Origin of the sequence: Xanthobacter lutulentifluminis (assembly GCF_043194675.2) — a bacterium.
Classification (GTDB): domain Bacteria; phylum Pseudomonadota; class Alphaproteobacteria; order Rhizobiales; family Xanthobacteraceae; genus Xanthobacter.
Genome location: NZ_CM195525.1, coordinates 4,238,821 through 4,258,458 on the forward strand (window position 1 = coordinate 4,238,821; position 19,638 = coordinate 4,258,458).

The 19,638-nt window shown below is 69.3% G+C and carries 14 protein-coding genes; 5 read left to right on the forward strand and 9 right to left on the reverse strand.

Going from position 1 to position 19,638, the window contains the following annotated elements:
- Positions 1–116 precede the first annotated feature (116 nt).
- Both V5F49_RS19715 and V5F49_RS19720 read right to left on the reverse strand, forming a co-directional pair.
- The gene (locus V5F49_RS19715) at positions 117–1,589 is read right to left on the reverse strand and encodes an undecaprenyl-phosphate glucose phosphotransferase (RefSeq protein WP_394114979.1); all 1,473 of its coding nucleotides are present in this window, start codon (positions 1,587–1,589) and stop codon (positions 117–119) included.
- Between the two features lie 453 nt (positions 1,590–2,042).
- Complete coding sequence (locus tag V5F49_RS19720; RefSeq protein WP_394114980.1) at positions 2,043–4,037, reverse strand: hypothetical protein; 1,995 nt, start codon at positions 4,035–4,037, stop codon at positions 2,043–2,045.
- 358 nt (positions 4,038–4,395) lie between these two features.
- Here V5F49_RS19720 and V5F49_RS19725 point away from each other — a divergent pair, with 358 nt between their 5' ends.
- The gene (locus tag V5F49_RS19725) at positions 4,396–5,370 is read left to right on the forward strand and encodes a DMT family transporter (protein ID WP_394114981.1); all 975 of its coding nucleotides are present in this window, start codon (positions 4,396–4,398) and stop codon (positions 5,368–5,370) included.
- A 17-nt stretch (positions 5,371–5,387) separates the two neighbouring features.
- Here the strand turns inward: V5F49_RS19725 and V5F49_RS19730 are convergent, their stop codons facing one another.
- From V5F49_RS19730 to rfbC, 5 genes are all read right to left on the reverse strand, one after another.
- Positions 5,388–6,161, reverse strand: a complete 774-nt coding sequence (locus tag V5F49_RS19730; RefSeq protein ID WP_394114982.1) for a ferredoxin--NADP reductase — start codon at positions 6,159–6,161, stop codon at positions 5,388–5,390.
- A 151-nt stretch (positions 6,162–6,312) separates the two neighbouring features.
- Positions 6,313–7,185 carry a glucose-1-phosphate thymidylyltransferase RfbA gene (rfbA, locus tag V5F49_RS19735; RefSeq protein WP_394114983.1) on the reverse strand — a complete coding sequence of 291 codons (873 nt, stop codon included), beginning with the start codon at positions 7,183–7,185 and terminating at the stop codon, positions 6,313–6,315.
- The gene (rfbD, locus tag V5F49_RS19740) at positions 7,182–8,099 is read right to left on the reverse strand and encodes a dTDP-4-dehydrorhamnose reductase (RefSeq protein ID WP_394114984.1); all 918 of its coding nucleotides are present in this window, start codon (positions 8,097–8,099) and stop codon (positions 7,182–7,184) included. Before rfbD ends, rfbA begins: the two co-directional genes overlap by 4 nt.
- On the reverse strand, positions 8,096–9,217 hold the full coding sequence (gene rfbB / locus V5F49_RS19745) for a dTDP-glucose 4,6-dehydratase (protein ID WP_394115379.1): 1,122 nt from the start codon (positions 9,215–9,217) through the stop codon (positions 8,096–8,098). Before rfbB ends, rfbD begins: the two co-directional genes overlap by 4 nt.
- A 15-nt stretch (positions 9,218–9,232) precedes the next feature.
- The gene (rfbC, locus tag V5F49_RS19750; protein ID WP_394114985.1) at positions 9,233–9,805 is read right to left on the reverse strand and encodes a dTDP-4-dehydrorhamnose 3,5-epimerase; all 573 of its coding nucleotides are present in this window, start codon (positions 9,803–9,805) and stop codon (positions 9,233–9,235) included.
- 218 nt (positions 9,806–10,023) lie between these two features.
- On the opposite strand from rfbC, the gene V5F49_RS19755 reads away from it, so the two are divergent.
- Positions 10,024–11,172: an AGE family epimerase/isomerase gene (locus V5F49_RS19755; RefSeq protein ID WP_394114986.1), complete on the forward strand. Its 1,149-nt coding sequence runs from the start codon at positions 10,024–10,026 to the stop codon at positions 11,170–11,172.
- Between the two features lie 108 nt (positions 11,173–11,280).
- Here V5F49_RS19755 and V5F49_RS19760 read toward each other — a convergent pair whose 3' ends face one another.
- Both V5F49_RS19760 and V5F49_RS19765 read right to left on the reverse strand, forming a co-directional pair.
- Positions 11,281–12,735 (reverse strand): mannose-1-phosphate guanylyltransferase/mannose-6-phosphate isomerase, encoded by a 1,455-nt coding sequence (locus V5F49_RS19760; protein WP_394114987.1) that lies wholly within the window; start codon positions 12,733–12,735, stop codon positions 11,281–11,283.
- A gap of 116 nt (positions 12,736–12,851) precedes the next feature.
- A complete protein-coding gene (locus V5F49_RS19765) occupies positions 12,852–14,168 on the reverse strand; it encodes a UDP-glucose dehydrogenase family protein (protein ID WP_394114988.1) in 1,317 nt (438 codons plus the stop codon).
- 495 nt (positions 14,169–14,663) lie between these two features.
- On the opposite strand from V5F49_RS19765, the gene V5F49_RS19770 reads away from it, so the two are divergent.
- The 3 genes from V5F49_RS19770 to V5F49_RS19780 all read left to right on the forward strand — a co-directional run bounded on the left by V5F49_RS19770 (position 14,664) and on the right by V5F49_RS19780 (position 19,587).
- Complete coding sequence (locus tag V5F49_RS19770; RefSeq protein WP_394114989.1) at positions 14,664–16,961, forward strand: GNVR domain-containing protein; 2,298 nt, start codon at positions 14,664–14,666, stop codon at positions 16,959–16,961.
- A gap of 380 nt (positions 16,962–17,341) precedes the next feature.
- Positions 17,342–18,454, forward strand: a complete 1,113-nt coding sequence (locus tag V5F49_RS19775) for a glycosyltransferase (RefSeq protein ID WP_394114990.1) — start codon at positions 17,342–17,344, stop codon at positions 18,452–18,454.
- 74 nt (positions 18,455–18,528) lie between these two features.
- A complete protein-coding gene (locus V5F49_RS19780; protein WP_394114991.1) occupies positions 18,529–19,587 on the forward strand; it encodes a glycosyltransferase family 4 protein in 1,059 nt (352 codons plus the stop codon).
- Positions 19,588–19,638 lie beyond the last annotated feature (51 nt).

The following is a 19,638-nucleotide window of genomic DNA, read 5'->3' on the forward strand; positions in this document are numbered from 1 at the left end:
GAGGCGGGAGCGGCCGCCCGCGGTGGTCCGGGCACGCAGGCCAGGAACAATCCGCAGCCTGAAACGGCGAAGGGCCGGGACATGCCCGGCCCTTCCAGATCCGTCGCGCGGGACGCTCAGTAGGCGTCGTTGCGGAAGACCTCGATGAAGGTCTTCAGGATGATCTTGATATCCAGCCAGATGGACCAGTTGTTCACGTACCACAGGTCCATCTCGATGCGCCGTTCCATCAGCGAGATCTCGGCCGTCTCGCCGCGCAGGCCATGGGCCTGGGCCCAGCCGGTGATGCCCGGCTTCACATGGTGGCGGAAAGCGTAGCCGGCGATCAGCTTGGAATAGGCGTCGTCATGGGCGATGGCATGCGGCCGGGGCCCGACGATGGACATGTGCCCGAACAGCACGTTCAGCACCTGCGGCAGCTCGTCGAGGCTGGTGGCGCGCAGGAACTTGCCGACGCGGGTCACGCGCTTGTCGTTGCGCTGGGCCTGCACCACCTTGGAGCCGTCCTCCATGACCGTCATGGAGCGGAACTTGTAGATGGTGAACTCGCGGCCGCCGAAGCCGTTGCGGCGCTGGCGGAAGACCACCGGGCCGCGGCTGTCCATCTTGATGCACAGCGCGATGATGGCGAACAGCGGCAGCAGCAGGGTGACGGCGACGCTGGACACGGCGATGTCGAGCGCGCGCTTCTGCGCCAGCTCGAAGCGCGAGAGCGGGGCGCGCTGCACCTCGATGGCGACCGAGGGGCCGAAATCCACGCGGGGGGAGTCCAGCAGTTCCTTCACGGCCTCGTCAGGCAGCAGCTTCACCGGCACCGGCAGGGCGCGCAGGCGGGCACGCACCGCATCGAGGCGGGCGAGGTTGCCCCACGGCATGGCGAGGACGATCTCCTCCACGCGCTGCTGGCGGGCGAACTGGATGGCGCTCTTGAGCGTGTCGATCTCGTCGGCGGTCAGGGCGCCGGTCTCGCTGCCCGCGCCGCCGAAGCTGAAGCGGCGCAGCTCGCGCAGGCCGAGGCGCTGCAGCACGTGCGAGGGGACCACGCGCTCCAGCTCGGAGGCGTCGCCGATGATGATGGAGGCCCGGCCGCGCACGGCGCCGGTGATCATGGCGCGGCGCACCCACATGCCCATGGCCCAGCGCGACGACGGCAGGGCGACGAAGCCCAGGGCGGCGAAGATGCCGGTGGAGAGGCGGGAGGTGCTGTCGCCGACCTTCAGGCAGAAGATGACGCTGGCGACGAACAGGATGGAGAACGCCCAGTTCACGCACGCCGCGCGCACCTGCTCCGACACCCGGGCCATCAGCCGCGGCTTGTAGAGGCTGCGCGAGCGGGTGATCAGCACGAACGCCACCGCGGCCAGGAGGCCGATGCCCAGCGGGCGGGTGATGTCGAAATTGGCCGCGATGTCCGGCGACGCCTGGCTGGTGGAGATCATGTCCACCACGACGCTCAGCAGCAGGATCAAGGCCGCATCGCACAAAATGAAGAGCGGGGTCAGGGATGCATAATCCAGTACCGCCCGACGGGACAGCCTCTGCGTCTCGCCGACGCGATCGACCCGCATGTTGTCCGTGGAGACTGACATCTGCCCTCAATTCCCTCGGAGTGGAGTCGGTCGTTCATTCTCAGGTCGGTGCCAACATAGCACCTGCATCGCCGTCGAGGCAAGTCAGTAATAACTTGTTAATGCTAAGTTATTGCTTGTTGCAAAAGCGTCAATTAGTTCCGGAAAGTGTGCATGGTGATGCTCTTTGATGCAGTTTGACGCTCTGTCCCTTGGGTAATAGCCAAGAGTTGACGAAGATAATCACGAACTTACCGCAATAATATTCAGGAGGTATAATTTGTGCGCCGCAAATTATCCTTGCCTAATTCGTGATGAGTTATGGCCACGCTTAAAGAATGGGCATTGCTGCACTGCGAAAGGGGATGTGTGCAGCGTTCAGCATCAGTGTGTTTCCGGCGAAGAAAAAATGCATGGGAGGGTGTGTTTCGCTGCATCGCGGTAGCATGCGGCCGGCCGTCGGGTGCAATGGACTCAGGGCACGCCCTTGAGTGGGTCCGGATGGCCGTCGATGCGCATCTGGAACACGAAGTACGTGGGCGAGCAGAAGCCGTTGTCCTTCGCCGCCGCCGCAACGCCGGGCAGGTTCGCGGGCAATGCCTGGCACATGAAGTCCTCGCGGCAGAATCGGCCCTCGCCGCAGGTCGGGCGGTTGCCGCGGGCGACGCTGGCGTCCATGCAACGGGCGAAATTGTCGGTGGCGACGCACAGGTCGAAGGCCTTGCCCCCGACCACCGCGCAGATCTCCGGGAGCGCGCGGCCGGAGCCGAACCCGGCGAACGCCCGTTCGCCGGCGGTGCATTGGCGGTAGGCCGACCCGCCCGGGACGCCCAGCTTCGCCGGACGGCACGTGTAGGCCGATGGCGAGGCCTGCGGCGCCGGGCTGTTGATGCGCCGCACCGCGCCGAACCGGTCCAGCCATGGCGCGCGGCCGGGCAGGATCTCGCCGGACAGGCACGCCATTCCGGAGACAAGACCGGCCGCGCCGGTGGGCATGCACTGGCCGCTGGACACCGGCAGGCGCGGATTGCGCGCCAGCACCTGGCAGGAGGTGCCGTCGCCGCACGTCCACGCATCGTGGAACGGCGCCGGGGCTCCTGAAGGGGCGATGATGCAGGCGGCCGTGGGCGCGGCCGGGCCGCTGCGGTGCGGCGCCATTCCTGCCCAAGTGGCGGGCGGGGCATAGGAGAGCGGCCGGAATCGGTCCGGCGCCTCGCCCCGCGCGAGCGCAGCCAGATAGGCGCGCCGCCGCGCCTCGTCCGCGTGGAGATGGGGCGAGACCGGCACCTTCACCACGTTGAAGGGGGACACATCCGGCTCGTCGCGGCCGATCAGATGGAAGCCGGCGGTCGCGGCGCCCTGGTGGCATCCGGTGCAGGTGGCATCGTCGAGCCGGGCGATGAGGCCGGCGGGCGATGAGACGAACCCCAGCCGCTCGAGCGGCAATCCGGAGAAATCCTCGGGCGTGAACAGGGTCGCGAACGGATGGTTTGCCGTGCGGGTGCTGCCGAACGTGGAGAAGGAGAGCGCCTTGCGTGCCAGCATCTCTTCCGGCAGCTGGAACACGCCGGTGTCGATCTCGCCGAGGTGGGTCCGCACATAGTCCACCAGTCGCGCCTTCAGCGCGGCATCCGCCTTCAGGCGCGCCACGTCCGGCGTGTTTTCCAGCGGGTAGGGGACGGCGCGGCCCCCTTCGGGCACGAACACCCGCATGAGATAGACGGCCTGCCCGCCCAGCTCCGTCTCCATGCCGGAGGGCAGGCGCACGACCTGCGCGTTGATCTCGACCTGCCGCAGGCGGGCCGCCGCGAGCGGGCCGCGGGCGAGCCAGCCGGCGGTGGCGGCCGGGCCGGAGAGGCCGGCCGGCGGCGTCCAGAGCGCGGCGAGGTCGGGGCAGGCGCCGTCTCCGCCGGGCGGAATGTCGAACACGGCATTCACGTTCACCGGCAGGCGCGAGGCATAGACGGTGGCGCCACGGGTGAAGCGGTAGGCGAGGCGGTAGATGAGCCGCGCCTCGCCGCAGGAGGGGCGCGTGGTGAGGGTGGTGAAGTCGCGCCGGTCGGCCCGGTTCACCACGCCCACCAGCCGGAAGGAGGCGAGCGGCGAGGCGAGCCAGCGCACGTCCATCACCCGGCCCACATTGTCGTCCGTCACCTCGAACAGGGGGCGCCGGTCGGCCGCCATCTGGGCGCGCAGATCGCGCACGTCGGCGGTGATCTGGCGGGCAAGGTCGGCATAGAGCGGGCTGCCTCGCTCCAGCGCCTCGAGCGTTCCAGCGCGCGGGGCGCCCATGAGGTCGGCAAAGGAGAAGCCGGCGCCCTCCAGCGCCGTCGTCACCGCCCGGTCGAGCTCCAGCGTGACCGGCGCGGGACGCGTCGCCGGCTCGGCGGGCGGAGCCGGCGTGCCTTCCGCCCACGCGGGGCCGCAGGCCATGGCGAGGAGCACGGCAAGGCGGGCGAGCGGCCGCATCAGCCCGGCCCAGGCGCACTTCGCCTCTCCGGAGCGGGCATCGCGGCCGGAGCGGTGGGCTGCCGCGGGCCGGTTGCGGCCATCGCGATCTTGCTGCGGCGCTGTGTGGTGGCCGGATGCGGCCGTCGGGCGAGCCGGCGCGCGGTTCGCCGGTGGGCGCTCGAAGGCGCGGTGCGGTTCCGGCTGCTGCGCCCATGCAAGCACCGCCCGCGGCTCATCTTTCCACGGCATTCTGCGGATCATCTGGCGGCGGCTTTCCCGTTCCACGCGGGGCTCGCTGTTTGGCTCTGCATCCAGTGCATGCCGCAAATGGGCATTGCGCGCTATAGCCAAAATACGCCGCCTCCGGACCCGTCCCATGAATGCCTCGGCCGGCATCGCCCTGCAAATCTCCGCCACGTTCTTCTTCGCCATCATGTCCGCCCTCGCGCGGATGCTGGCAAGCGAGATGCCAAGCGGGGAGATCGTGTTCGCGCGCAGCTTCTTCGGGCTCGCGCCGGTGATCGTGTGGCTGATGTGGACCGGGCGCATGACCGGCGCGCTCGCCACCCGCCAGCCGCTGGGCCATGTGGTGCGCGGGCTGGTGGGGGTGGGCTCCATGTGGCTCGGCTTCGCCGCGCTCGCCTTCATCCCGCTGGCGGAGGCCATCGCCTTCTCCTACGCCACGCCGCTGGTGGCGGTGGTGCTGGCGGCGCTGATGCTGGGCGAGCGGGTGCCGGCCCATCGCTGGGCGGTGCTGGCCATCGGCTTCGCCGGCATCGTGCTGATGCTGTGGCCCTCGTTCTCCCACGCCTCGCTGGGCACCGGGCGCGGGCCCCTGATCGGCGCGGCGCTGGCGCTGGCCGGGGCGTGCGGCGCGGGCCTCGCAATCACCCAGGTGCGCCACCTGACCCGCACCGAGACCAGCGAGGCCATCGTCTTCTACTTCTCGGTGGTGGCGTCGCTCGCCGGGCTCTCCACGGCGCCGTTCGGCTGGGTGGTGCCGGACGGGAGGACCGCGGCGCTCATGGTGGCCATGGGGCTCGTGGGCGGCGTCGGGCAGATCTGCATGACCTCGGCCACGCGGTTTGCTCCGGCCTCGGTGGTGGCACCGCTCAATTATGCGACGCTGCTGTGGGCGACCGGGTTCGGGGTGATCCTGTTCGGCGAATGGCCGCACCCGCTGGTGATGGCCGGCGCGGCGGTGGTGGTGGCCGCAGGGCTGGTGCTGGTTCTGCGCGAGCGCCGGCCGGGAGGTGCCCGCAAGGCGCCGCAGCTGGAAGTGGTCGCGGGTGGCGCCGAGGCGCCGCCGCGCGCCGTCGGTCGGCGCGCCCCGGAGGATGACGCCGCCTGAGGGCGGCGCCGGCGCGATCAGCGCTCCACGAACGCCTTCTCGATCACATAGTGGCCGGGGGCCGACTGGCTGCCCTCGGTGAAGCCGCGCGATTCGAGGAGGTCCACCACATCCTTCAGCATCTGCGGGCTGCCGCAGAGCATCAGGCGGTCCTCCTCCAGCGACATGACCGGGACGCCGATGTCCGAGAACAGCTTGCCCGAGGTGATGAGATCGGTGATGCGGCCCTGGTTGCGGAACGGCTCGCGCGTCACGGTGGGGTAATAGACGAGCTTCTGCCGCACCTCGTCGCCGAGGAACTCGTGGTTCGGCAGCTCCTTGGTCAGGAAGTCGTCATAGGCGAGCTCGGCCACCGTGCGGGTGCCGTGGATCAGGATCACCTTCTCGAAGCGCTCGTAGGCCTCGGGGTCCTTCACCACCGACAGGAAGGGCGCGAGGCCGGTGCCGGTGGAGAGCAGGTAAAGCCGCTTGCCGGGGAGCAGGCTGTCCTGCACCAGCGTGCCGGTGGGCTTGCGGCCGACCAGGATCTTGTCGCCCACCTTCAGGTGCTGCAGGCGCGAGGTGAGCGGGCCGTTCTGCACCTTGATGGAGAAGAACTGCAGGTCCGGCTCGTAATTGGCGCTGGCCATGGAATAGGCGCGCAGCAGCGGCTTGCCGTCCACCAGAAGGCCGATCATCGTGAACTGGCCGTTGAGGAACCTGAGCCCCGGATCGCGCGTGCAGGTGAAGGAGAAGAGATTGTCGGTCCAGTGGTGGACGCTGAGGACGGTCTCTTCGTTGAAATTGCTCATCGTGTAAAATCCGGTCGCGACACGTCGCGGGGCGCGCCGAACCGGCGGACGGCCACACGAAATTGCGGGAAGACGGCCGCACCCTACAGGATGTGGCCACGCTTCAAAAGTGCGACGGCATGTCCCCTCCGCCGGTCGTCTGCGGACAGGCTCAGGCCTGCCCGTCGGCGAGGCGCGCGAGATAGCCGCCGTAGCTCGACTTGGCGAGGTCGCGGGCGCGCGCCTTCAGCTGCTCCTTGTCGATGAAGCCGGCGCGGTAGGCCACCTCCTCCGGCGAGGAGATGCGCAGGCCCTGCCGCTTCTCGATGATCTGGACGAACTGGGCGGCCTCCACCAGCGAATCGGGCGTGCCGGTATCGAGCCAGGCGAAGCCGCGCCCCATCATGGAGACCTGAAGCTCGCCGAGCTCCAGATAGGCCTTGTTGACGTCGGTGATCTCGATCTCGCCGCGGGGCGAGGGCTTGAGGTCGGCGGCGATGTCCACCACCCGGTTGTCGTAGAAATAGAGGCCCGTCACCGCGAGGTTGGACTTCGGCGCCTTCGGCTTTTCCTCGAGAGACAGCACGCGGCCGGTGGGGTCCATCTCCACCACGCCGTAGCGCTCGGGGTCCTGCACCGGATAGCCGAACACGGTGGCGCCGCGCTCGCGCCGGGCCGCGCCCGCGAGCAGCTCCGGCAGGCCGTGGCCGAAGAACAGGTTGTCGCCCAGCACCAGCGCCACCCGGTCGTCGCCGACGAACTCGCGGCCGACGATGAAGGCGTCGGCGAGGCCGCGCGGCTGGTCCTGCACGGCATAGGTGAGGTTGATGCCGAACTGGCTGCCGTCCTTCAGCAGCGCCTGGAACAGCGCGGAATCATGCGGCGTGGTGATGATCAGGATGTCGCGGATGCCCGCCATCATCAGCGTGCACAGCGGGTAGTAGATCATCGGCTTGTCGTAGACAGGCAGCAGCTGCTTCGACACCACCAGCGTGATGGGATGCAGACGGGTGCCGGAGCCGCCGGCGAGGATGATGCCTTTCACTTTGCCTCCGCAGGAGTTGTCGTCGCCTCGGAAGCCGTCGGGGCGAGCAGGGTGGCGACCACCTCGCGCGTGCGCTCCTGCCAGGGGGCGGCGCGCACGCCGAAGGTGCGCTCGAACAGGTCGCTGGCGAGTTCCGAATTGCGCGGCCGCCGGGCCGGGGTGGGGTAGTCGGCGGTGGTGATGGCGTCCACCTGGGGGCGCCTGCCGGTATGCTCGGCCGCCGCCGCGACGATGGCGGAGGCGAAGCCGTGCCAGGTGGTCGCGCCGGTGCCGGCGAAATGGAAGGTGCCCCAGCGGGCCTCGCCGCCGGCCGCCGCCAGCGCCGCGGCGATCACCGCCTCGGCGAGGTCGCGCGTCGCGGTCGGGCACCCGCGCTGGTCCGCCACCACGCGCAGCTGGTCGCGCTCGCCGGCGAGCCGCAGCATGGTCTTGAGGAAATTGTTGCCGTAGGCGCCATAGACCCACGAGGTCCGCACGATCACATGGCGCTCGGTGGCGGCGCGCACGGCGGCCTCGCCGGCAGCCTTGGTGCGGCCGTAGACGCCGAGCGGCGCCACCGGATCGGCCTCCACATAGGCGCCGGCCTTGGTGCCGTCGAACACATAGTCGGTGGAGACGTGGACCATCGGCGTGCGGTAGCGGGCGCAGCGTTCGGCCACGAGGCCGGGGGCGAAGGCGTTGATGCGCGCCGCCAGCTCCGGCTCCGCCTCGGCCTTGTCCACGGCGGTGTAGGCCGCCGCATTGATGACCGCGTCGGGGCGCGCGGCCTCGAGCGCGCGCGCCACCGCGACCGGATCGGCGATGTCGAGGTCGGCATGGCCGAGCCCGGTGAGCGCGATGCCCTTGTCGGCGGCGAGCGCCGTCACCTCGCGCCCGAGCTGGCCACCGGCGCCCAACAGGAGAATGCGGGTCACGATGCAAGTCCCTGGCTGGTGACGGCCTGCGCGGCGCCTTCCGCCACCGCGGATGCGCCGGAAGCGGCGGGCGTCTCCAGCCCCAGCCGCTGGCCCTTGTAGCTCTGCCGCAGCGGCTCCCACCATCCCCGATTGGAGAGATACCAGCGGATGGTCTTCTCGAGCCCGCTCTCGAACGTCTCGCGCGGCGACCAGCCGAGCTCGGTGTTCAGCTTGGAGAAGTCGATGGCGTAGCGCGCATCATGCCCCGGCCGGTCGGTGACGAAGCGGATCAGCTTCTCGCGCGGGCCGATGGCGGCGTCGGGCACGATGTCGTCGAGGATGCCGCAGATGGCGCGCACCACGTCGATGTTCCGCCGCTCGCTCGCCCCGCCCACATTGTAGCTCTCGCCCGGCCGCCCGCGGGTGGCGATCAGCACCAGCGCCTCGGCGTGGTCCTGAACGAACAGCCAGTCGCGCACGTTCTCGCCGGTGCCGTAGACCGGCAGGTCCGCGCCCTCGAGCGCGTTCAGCGTCACCAGCGGGATCAGCTTCTCGGGGAAGTGGTAGGGGCCGTAGTTGTTGGAGCAGTTCGACATCACGGCCGGCAGGCCATAGGTGTGGAACCACGCCCGCACCAGATGGTCCGAGGCCGCCTTGGAGGCGGAATAGGGCGAGTTGGGCTGGTAGGGCGTGTCCTCGCGGAACAGGCCCTCGGCGCCGAGGCTGCCGAACACCTCGTCGGTGGAGATGTGGTGGAAGCGGAACGCCTGCTGCGCCGCCGCCGGCAGGGCCCGCCAGTAGCGCAGGGCCTCCTGCAGCATCGTGTAGGTGCCGACCACGTTGGTGGAGATGAAATCCCCCGGCCCGTCGATGGAGCGGTCCACATGGGATTCGGCGGCGAGGTGCATCACCAGATCGGGCCGGAACCCCTCCAGCGCGCCGCGCACCGCGACCGCATCGCAGATGTCGGCCTTCAGGAAGGAATGGCGCGGGTTGTCCGCCACGGGAGCGAGGGAGGCAAGGTTGCCCGCATAGGTGAGCTTGTCGAAGGTGAGCACCTCGTGGCCTTCGCCGATCAGGTGGCGCACCACCGCCGATCCGATGAAGCCCGCTCCCCCCGTCACCAGAACCCGCATCATGTCACCCCGAGCTCACCGCGCCGCCGCGAAGGCGAACGGGCTGTCGAAATCCTTCAGGCGCGGGAGAATCCTGTCCTTGTCGGACAGGATGGCCTCGCCACCGTTGAGGCCCCAGTCGATGGCGAGGTCGGGATCGTTCCAGATGATCCCGCGCTCGCTGTTCTGATCGTAGAGGCCGTCCACCTTATAGGCGACGCGCGTATCCGGCGCGAGGGTGCAAAAGCCGTGGGCAAAACCCTGGGGTACGAAGAGCTGCTCGCCGCCCTCGGCGGTGAGGCGCGCCCCGACCCAGCGGCCGTAGGTGGGCGAGCCCTTCCGCACGTCCACCGCCACGTCGTAGATCGCCCCCGAGAGCACCCGCACCAGTTTCGCCTGGGCGAAGGGCGGCGCCTGCATGTGCAGCCCGCGGATGGTGCCGACCTCGGCCGAGAGCGACTCGTTGTCCTGCAGGAAGTCGGCGGGAATGCCGTTGGCGGCATAGCGCGGCTTCACGTAGGTCTCGCAGAAATAGCCGCGCGCATCGCCGAAGCGGCGCGGCGTGACCAGGATGACCTCGGGCAGATCGAGCGGCTGGAATGCAGTCATGGCGCGCTTCTAGGTCGAGCGCGCGGCCAAGGCAACGGCTGCTCGCATCGGGATGATGCCCGACCGTTCTTGGCGGGTGCAGGATACCGTCCGCAGGCAGCGCCGCGGCCTGCGGCCTTGCGTCAAAGTGTCGACGGGCCGCGGAAGGCGCGGAAGTGTCTTCGCCTTGTCCGGTACGGCAGCTAAGCTGACCGTTATCCCTGCATGGAGTTTTCGCGATGGCGGTGCTGGAGGCTGAGGCGCGTTGGGCGCGGGACTGGCTGTTCGATGCGGCCCTGCCACTGTGGTGGTCGGTGGGGGCGGATCCGGCCGGCGGCTTCCATGAGAAGATCACCCTCGCCGGCACCCCGGTCGCCGCGCCCCGCCGCCTGCGCGTGCAGGCCCGGCAGGCCTATGCCTATGTGGAAGGCGGACAGCTGGGGTGGGGCGGCCCGTGGCGCGAGGCGGCCGAGCACGGCCTGTCCTTCCTGCTGGCCCATTACCGGCGGCCGGACGGCCTGTTCCGCACGCTGGTGGCGCCCGACGGCACCGCGCTCGACGATACCGCCGACCTCTACGATCAGGCATTCGTTCTGTTCGCCCTCGCCAACGCCCATGCGGCCGGCCTCGGCGGCGATGCGCCGGTGACCGCGGCGCGCGCCCTGATCGCCCAGCTGAAGGCGGAGCTGTCCCACCCCGGCGGCGGGTTCGAGGAGGCGCGGCCGCGCGTGCTGCCGCTGCGCTCCAACCCGCACATGCACCTTCTGGAGGCGAATCTCGCCTGGACCGCCGCCGGCGTCGCCGAGCCGTTCGCGGACGTGGCGCGCGGCATCGTCGGCCTCGCGGTCTCGCGCCTGATCGATCCGGCGACCGGCGCTATCGGCGAATATTATGACGGCGACTGGAACTTCGCCGCCGGCCCCGAAGGCGGGGTGCGCGAGCCCGGCCACCAGTTCGAGTGGGCCTATCTGCTCGACCGCGCCGGCACGCTTCTGGGGCTCGATCATCTGGCCGAGGCGCGGCGCATGTACGCCTTCGGGCGCGACCACGGCATCGATCCGGTGCGCAAGGCCGCCATCTTCGCCCTGGACGCGGCCGGCGCGGTGACCGACCCCCGCGCCCGCTTCTGGGCCCAGACCGAGCGGCTGCGCACCGCCCTGATCCTTGCCGGGCGCAGCGACGACGCCGCCGAGCGGGACGCGCTTCTCGCCGCGGCGGCCGAGGCTTTCGCCGTCACGCGCACCTACCTGGACGTTCCGGTGAAGGGCCTGTGGCGCGACCAGCTGCTTGCCGACGGCACCTTCGTGGAGGAGCCGGCGCCGGCCTCCTCGTTCTACCACCTGCTCTCCGCCTTCGCGGTTCTGCTCAAGGCCGGCGGAGTCGCCTGACGGAAGCCGGGCGCACGAAAGCCGGACGCAAGAAGGCCCGGCATCCCACACGGGATGCCGGGCCTTCTGCTTTCGGGATGGCAGCGGCGGAAGTCAGCGGCGCGGCGGTCAGGCGCGCTGGTAGATGTCCTCGAAGCGGGTGATGTCGTCCTCGCCGAGGTAGGAGCCGGTCTGCACCTCGATCAGCTCCAGCGGGATGCGGCCGGGATTGCCGAGCCGGTGGACGCTGCCGATGGGGATGTAGGTGGATTCGTTCTCGTGCACCGTGAAGGTGCGCTCGCCGACCGTCACCTCGGCGGTGCCGCGCACCACGACCCAGTGCTCGGCGCGATGGTGGTGCTTCTGCAGCGACAGGACGCCGCCCGGCTCCACCACGATCTTCTTCACCTGGAAGCGGTCGCCCTTGCACACCGTCTGGTAGGTGCCCCAGGGCCGGTGGATGGTGAGGTGCTCCTCGACCTCCTTGCGGTTGGACTCCTTGAGGGCGGAGACCAGCTGCTTGACGTCCTGGCTGCGGTTGGACGGCATCACCAGAACCGCGTCCTCGGTGGCGATCACCGACACGCCGTCGAGGCCGATGGCGGTGACCAGCGGGCCGTCCGAGCGCACGAACGAGTTGGAGCTGTCCAGCAGTTGCACGGTGCCGACCGTGACATTGCCGCGGGCGTCCTGGTTGCCGATCTCGTGCAGCGCGTCCCAGGAGCCCACGTCCGACCAGCCGAAGCTGCCGCGCACCACGCCGGCATGGCGGGTGCGCTCCAGCACCGCGAAGTCGATGGACTTGGCGGGGGCCGCCTTGAACGCGGCGGGATCGAGCCGCAGGAATCCGAGGTCCGACTTGGCCTCCTCCACCGCGAGGCGGGCGGCCTCGGCGATGGCGGGCTCGTAATGCTCGGCTTCCGTCAGCATCAGGCCGGCGGGAAACAGGAAGTTGCCCGAGTTCCAGAGATAGCCGGCGGCCACATAGCGCTCGGCGGTGGCGCGATCGGGCTTCTCGACGAACGAATCCACCTCGAACGCGCCGCGCGGATCGAGCTCGGCGCCGAGGCGGATGTAGCCGTAGCTGGTGCGCGGCTCCGTGGGCTCGATGCCGAAGGTGACGATCTTGCCGAGGCGGGCGACGCTGGCGCCGATCTCCACCGTGCGCACGAAGCCGGCGGGGTCGAGCACCACATGGTCGGAGGCGAGCGCCAGCACCAGCGTCTCGGGCCCGTAGGTCTTGGCCACCCACGCGGCGGCGGCGATGAGGGCGGGCGCGCTGTCGCGGCGGGCCGGCTCCAGCATCACGGTGGCGTCGATGCCGATGTCGCGCGCCTGGCGCTGGGCGAAGAAGCGGAACTCCTCGTTGGCCACCACCACCGGGTTGCCGAACACCGCGCCCGGCGCCGCGCGCAGCAGCGTGTCCTGGTACATGGTGTTCTCTGTGGCGAGCGGCAGGAACTGCTTGGGCAGGCTGTTGCGCGAGAGCGGCCACAGGCGGGTTCCCGAGCCTCCGGCGAGGACGACCGGGATGATCTTTCCGCTCGAAGCCTTCGGCGTCTCGGTAGGGGAAGAGCTGGTCATGGTGCGGCCCTCAGGCTCGGTTCCGGGTCAGGTTGCAGCAGACGGCCGGCGTGGTCCACGAACTTCGTCCCGATGCGGCCTTCCCCGGACAGGCCGGGGAAGGCCGTTGCACCGTGTCAGGCCTGGTCGAAGCCCCGGCCGACGCTGCTGTAGCGGAAGCCGAGGGCCTGCATCTCTTCCGGGCGGTAGATGTTGCGCAGGTCCACCACCACCGGGTTGGCCATGCTGGCGTGGATGCGCTTGAGGTCGAGCGCGCGGAAGGCATCCCACTCGGTGACGATGACCAGCGCGTCGGCGCCCTCGGCGGCGAGGTAGGGGTTGGTCACGTAGGTCACGTTGTCGAGCACCTTGCTCGCCTGCTCGACGCCCTCGGGATCATGCGCCTTGATGATGGCGCCGGCATCCTGCAGGGCGGTGATGATGGAGATGGACGGCGCGTCGCGCATGTCGTCGGTGTTGGGCTTGAAGGTCAGGCCCAGCACGCCGATGGTGCGGCCGCGCACGTTGCCTTCCAGCGCCTGGATGACCTTGCGGGCCATGGCGCGCTTGCGCTGGTCGTTGACCGCCACCACCGTCTCGACGATGCGGATGGGCGCGTCGTAGTCCTGCGCGGTCTTGATCAGCGCCAGCGTGTCCTTCGGGAAGCACGAGCCGCCGTAGCCGGGGCCGGCGTGCAGGAACTTGGAGCCGATGCGGTTGTCGAGGCCGATGCCGCGGGCCACGTCCTGCACGTTGCCGCCGACCTTCTCGCAGAGATCGGCGATCTCGTTGATGAAGGTGATCTTGGTGGCGAGGAAGGCGTTGGCCGCGTACTTCGTCAGCTCGGCGGTGCGGCGCGAGGTGAACAGCAGCGGCGACTGGTTGAGGAATAGCGGGCGATACAGGTCGGTCATCACCTGCTTCGCGCGCTCCTCGTCGGTGCCGACCACGATTCGGTCGGGGCGCTTGAAGTCGGTGATGGCCGCGCCCTCGCGCAGGAACTCGGGGTTCGAGACCACCGAGAACTCCGCGTCGGGCCGGGTCTCGCGGATGATGCGCTCCACATCGTCGCCGGTGCCCACCGGGACCGTCGATTTGGTGACCACCACCGTGTAGCCGGAAATGGCCTGGGCGATGTCGCGCGCCGCCTGGTGCACGTACGACAGGTCGGCATGGCCGTCGCCGCGGCGGGAGGGGGTGCCGACGGCGATGAACACCGCCTCGGCGTCTTTGACGCCCTCGGCGAGGCTGGTGGTGAAGAACAGGCGCTCGGCCTTGACGTTGGAGGCCACGAGATCGTCGAGGCCGGGCTCGAAGATCGGGATCTCGCCCCGCTTCAGAGCCGCGATCTTGCCTTCGTGGGTGTCGACGCAGGTAACGGTATGGCCGAAATCTGCAAAGCAGGCGCCGGAGACGAGGCCGACATAGCCCGCTCCGATCATGGTGACACGCATGGCCCAGCCCTGTCTTGTGCGACCCCCGCCCGACGACGCGGGTCGCATGTTGCATCGCAGCAGGAATTAGACCTCCGTGGGTAAAATCTCAATTGATTTTTGTCCCTGGCAGTCTTCCACAGCACGGATCGAGGCGCTGCCCAAGTTCCAGTCAACGGTATTCCGGCCCGGTCCAAATCCGCATTCCGCGCCCAGACTTAAGGCTAAGGCCGCCGCGCTCGCGGAGTGGTGGTAATTTTTGCAATTTGCAAGCGCTGGCGCGGCCTGGAGCGGGTCAAATCACCGCATCCCCGGTGCGGTACGGGGCGGGGGAGGACGGCAACCGCTGATGGGTGAGACGGTGATCATGCAGTCTCGTCAACCGTCGATTTTCGAATGATTTCCCAAGGTCAGGTCGATGCTTCATGGGAATTGTGCGCCGCAGCGCTGGTCTTCGCCGCAGTGCCGCGCTAACCTGCATGCAGCCGTCTGACGTCGCCACGAGGGAACTCTTCCGTGCTGCAGTCTCCAAAAAGGTCGAACGGGGCGCTTCGCTACGAGTCCGGCCCTCATGGGGGTGAGTCGGCGGCGCCGGCCATCGATTTCACGGCGCTGCTGGCGGCGGTTCGGCGTCAGACCCGCCCGGTCCTGATCGGCGTCTGCATCGGCATGGGACTGGGACTAGCCTACTATATCGCGAAGACTCCGCAGTATGTCGCTGGCACCCAGCTGCTCCTGGACAGCAAGTCCAAGCTGAATAACGAAGTTGCGGTCTCCGCCCTGTCGGAGCTCGGCCTCGATACCGGCGCGGTCGACAGCCAGGTGGAGGTGCTGAAGTCGCTCAACATCGCGACCTCGGTCATCAACAAGGTCGGGCTCGACCGCGTGCTCGACGACGACAACGTCCAGTCGCCGGTGGCGGCCGCCATCTCGGCGGTGAAGTCCGGCATCCGCGCGATCAAGGAGACGATCCTCTCCAAGCCCACGCTCTCGCCGGCCGAGATCGAGGCGGCGCGCCGCGAGGATGCGCTGCGCTACCTGACCAGCAACATGTCGCTGAAGCGCGTGGGCCGCACCTATGTGATCGAGGTGGGCTTCTCCTCGACCCAGCCCGACAAGGCGGCGCAGATCGCGAACGCCTATACCCAAGCCTATCTCGACGACCAGTTCTCGGCCAATTTCGAGGCCACCCGGCGCGCGACCGACTGGCTGCTGCCGCGCATCCAGGAGCTGCGGCAGAAGGCGCTCGACACCGATCTCGCGGTGCAGAAGTTCCGCGGCGACAAGGGTCTGATCACCACCGCCGGCGGCTCGCTGGTGAACGAGCAGCAGCTGAGCGAGATCAACAGCCAGCTGGTCCTGGCCCGCTCGGATGTGGCGCGGGCCGATGCGCAGTACGAGCGCATCCAGTCCATCATCTCCTCGGGGCAGATGGACGCGGCGGTCTCCGAGGCGCTGAACAACCCGATCATCGTCGAGCTGCGCAACAAGGCCACGGCCGCCTCCAAGACCGAGGCGGAGCTTGCCGCCAAGCTCGGCCCCAACCATTACCAGGTGCAGCGCCTGCGCGGCGACATCGCCGAATATCGTCGCCTGATCTTCAGCGAGCTCGGCCGCATCGCCGAAAGCTACCGCAGCGAGCGCGACATCGCCCAGGCCCGCGAGCGGGCGCTCGAGGCGCAGCTGAAGACGCAGGTCGGCGTCACCGACGTGGCGAACAAGGATCGCGTCGCCTTGCGCGAGCTCGAGCGCGAGGCGGACACCTACAAGAACCTCTACGAGACGATGCTGCAGCGCTATCAGGAATCGCTGCAGAAGCAGTCGTTCCCGGTTTCCGAGGCGCGCGTCATCTCGGTGGCGGTGGTGCCGTCCCTGCCGTCGGCGCCGCGGCTCGTGCTGTCGCTCGTGCTGGGCGCGCTGGTCGGCTTCCTCGGCGGCGTCGGCTTCGGCGCGGTGCGCGAGCTGCGGGATCTCGGCTTCCGTTCCGCCGCGCAGATCCGCGAGCTCCTGCATCTCGACTGCATCGGCGTGATGCCCAAGATCTCGCCGCGCCAGCTGGCCCTCGTGCCGCCGCTGGCGAGCACCGGGCGCAACCAGGTGGTCGGCTCGTCCATGATGCGCTACGCCACCAACCACATCCTCTCGCCGTTCGCGGAAACCCTGCGCAGCGCGAAGGTGGCGATGGACTTCTCCATCGGCGAGAAGGCCCCGAAGATCATCGCCGTCGCCTCGGTGCTGCCGGACGAAGGCAAGTCGACCATCAGCAAGAACCTCGCCTCCATCCTCTCCCAGCTGGGCGCGCGCACGGTTCTGATCGACGCCGACCTGCGCCATCGCGGTCTGACGTCCGACATCGCGCCGGGCGCCGACAAGGGGCTGCTCAACATCCTCTCGGAGGGCGTGTCGCCCGCATCGGTGATGATGGTGGAGCCGGAGACGGGCCTCGCCTTCATCCCCGCCGGCTCGGACGCCGGCAACTCCCACACCTCCAATCTCCTGTCGTCGGCCGCCATGGGCAACCTGCTGGCGGACCTCGGCGCGAAGGTCGACTACATCGTGGTCGACCTGCCGCCGCTCGGTCCGGTGGTGGACGTGCGCGCCGCTGCCAAGTTCTTTGACGGCGTGCTGTTCGTGGTCGAATGGGGCTCCACGTCCCGCGATCTGGTGGTGGATGCGTTCGAGGCCAATCCGCAGGTCTACGAGAAGTGCTTCGGCGTGATCCTCAACAAGGTGGATACGCATCGTCTGCATTTCTACACCAGCAAGGTTCCGCAGGACGGGCTGCACAAGAAGTACGCGGCTTACTACCGCTAGGGGCCGCGGCGCCCGGCGCAATCCTGCCGTGTCGCGCCATTTCCACTGTTGGTGCGGGCCCGCATGGGCCTGCGGGTTCTGGACTGGTCTCGGCCTTCCCCCTGGCGCCCGGGCGGGCGGTCGGCACCGGGTCGGCCGTGTCGTGATGCGGTCATCCGCTGCGGTGCATGCGAGCCCTGCGCCGTGCGGGAGACAGGAGCCGGCGGGCAGCGGCCTCGGCGGGGCGAGATTGGGGGCGCGGCACGGCTTCGGGGACGGGCTGCGACGCGCGGGAGTTCAATGGGGGCGGTACGGCAAGCTGCGGGGGCACCGGGGCGGAAGGTTGCCCCGCGCGGTTCCGCCGGACTGTACGCCTGCCGGGGAATCTGAGGCCGAACAGCATGAAGACAGCGATTGTCCATTACTGGCTTGTGGGAATGCGCGGCGGCGAGAAGGTGGTGGAGGCGCTCTGCGATCTGTTCCCCGACGCCGACATCTTCACCCTGGTGGCCGAGCCGGCAAACCTGTCCGAGAAGATCCGCCGGCACAGCATCACCACCTCTTTCCTGCAGAAGATCGGCGGCCGGAAGCACTACCAGAAGATGCTTCCCCTCATGCCCTTCGCCATCGAATCCTTCGACCTGACGGGCTATGACCTCGTCATCTCCAGCGAGGCCGGGCCGGCCAAGGCGGTGGTGACGCGGCCGGACGCGGTGCACATCTGCTACTGCCACTCGCCCATGCGCTACATCTGGGATCTCGAGCCCCAGTATCGCGCCTCCTCCGGCAAGCTGACCCGCGCGGTCATGTCCATCACCGGCCCCGCTTTGCGGCAGTGGGACATCACCACCGCCAACCGGGTGGACTCCTTCATCGCCAATTCGCAGTACGTGGCGAAGCGCATCGAGAAGACCTACCGCCGCCCGGCGACCGTCATCAACCCGCCGGTGGACCTCTCCCGCTTCACCCCGTCGGCGGAGGTGGATGACGTCTATCTCTGCGCCGGCCAGATCACCCCCTACAAGAAGATCGAGGTGGCGGTCGAGGCCTTCAACACCCTCGGCAAGCGGCTGGACATCATCGGCAGCGGCGCCAGCGAGAAGCTGCGCAAGATGGCCGGCCCCACGGTGCGCTTCCTCGGCGCGGTGGACGACAAGGAAATCCAGCGCAGCTTCGCCCGCTGCAAGGCGCTCGTCTTCCCCGGCGTGGAGGATTTCGGCATCGTCCCGCTGGAGGTGATGGCCTCCGGCCGGCCGGTGATCGCGTTCGCGCGCGGCGGCGCCACCGAGACGGTGGTGGACGGCGTGACCGGCCTGCTGTTCCACGAGCAGACGCCCCAGTCCCTCGCCGCGGCGGTGCAGCGGTTCGAGGCCGAGGGGGTGCGCGGCACTCCGGCGGATTTCCGGGCGCATGTGGAGCTGTTCGGCCGCGACGTCTTCCTTGCGAAGATGCAGGCGTTCATCGACGCCGAGATCGCCCGCGCGGGCCTTGTCCCGGCGCAGGCGGGGGCCTGAGCGGTGGCCCCGCGCTCTGCGTGGCGTCTCGGGCGCGGCGTTCCGGCCAGAATGCGCCGGGAGCGCGCCGCGTCATGACCACCTTCATCAACGGCCGCTTCCTCACCCAGCACACCAGCGGTGTCCAGCGCTTCGCGCAGGAGGTGGTGAAGGCGCTCGACACGCGCTTCGCCGCCGCGCCGCCGGTGGAGCCGTGGGAAGTGCTCGTGCCTCCGGGTGCCATCGCCGACCTCGGCCTCAAGGCCATTCCAGTGCGCCAGGTGGGCACGCGCGGCGGTCATCCCTGGGAGCAGACCGAGCTCGCCTGGCACGCCCGCGGCGGCCGGCTGGTGAACCTGTGCAACAGCGGACCGGTGCTGCACCGGCGCAGCCTCACCGTCATCCACGACGCGATGATCTACCGCACGCCGGGGAATTTCTCCCGTGCCTACCGCACGGTCCACGGCACGCTCGGGCATGTGCTGGCTCGCACCTCGCGCATCGCGACCGTGTCGGAGTTCTCGAGGCGCGAACTGAAGGACGTGCTGGGCGTCGACGTCGCCGGCGTCATCCCCAACAGCTGCGAGCATGTGGCGCGCGTGCCGCCGGATGCGGCGGTGCTCGACCGGCTCGGCGTGTCGCCGGGCGGCTACCTGCTGTTCGTCGGCTCCCCTGCGCCGAACAAGAACCTGAAGGCGGCCATCGCCGGGCTGGAGCGGCTCGGGGCTGCGGCGCCGAAGTTCGTCATCGTCGGCGCGGCCCACAAGGCGGTGTTCAGCGGCGGCACGCAGGCGGACAACGACCGCGTCATCTTCTCCGGCCGGCTCACCGACGCGGAGATCGTCGCCCTCTACCAGAACGCCAGCGCGCTGCTGTTTCCGAGCCTGTACGAGGGCTTCGGCATCCCGCCGCTGGAGGCCATGGTGCTGGGCTGCCCGGTGTTGTCCTCCGACATCCCGCCGGTGCGGGAGGTGTGCGCCGACGCGGCCCGCTATTTTGACGCGCGCGATCCGGCGGCCATCGCCGCGGCGGTGGAACGCTTCCTCGGCGAGCCTGATGCCCGGCCGGGCATGGTGGAGCGCGGGCGCGCCCACGCCGCGGCCTTTTCCTGGGCGCGGAGCGCGGAGGCATTGCTGGCGGCGCTCAATGACTAGGGCCGGGCCGGGAGCGGCGACGTCCTCGGCCGGCGCCCATGCCGGCGGGGC